Annotated in this window: 1 protein-coding gene; it reads left to right on the top strand. The window is 44.0% G+C overall.

The genetic code is table 11. From position 1 onward, the window contains the following. The coding region (locus tag L9G74_RS21545) for a leucine--tRNA ligase family protein (RefSeq protein ID WP_238898880.1) at nt 1–248 on the top strand (248 nt) is incomplete at both ends.

A 248-nucleotide genomic window follows, 5' to 3' on the forward strand; every position in this document is an offset into this window, starting at 1 on the left:
GATGATCAAAAGGATGCTATCGAAGCCTTTAAGAAGTCAATCGCTTCAAAGTCAGATTTGGAGCGTACGGACTTGAATAAGGATAAGTCAGGTGTGTTCACAGGTGCCGTTGCAATTAACCCAATTAATGGTGAAGAGTTGCCAATTTGGGTCGGTGATTATGTCCTTTCATCATACGGAACGGGTGCCGTGATGGCCGTTCCTGCTCACGATACACGTGATTACGAATTTGCTAAGAAGTACGATTT

Source organism: Shewanella electrica (assembly GCF_022321485.1).
Lineage (GTDB): Bacteria > Pseudomonadota > Gammaproteobacteria > Enterobacterales > Shewanellaceae > Shewanella > Shewanella electrica.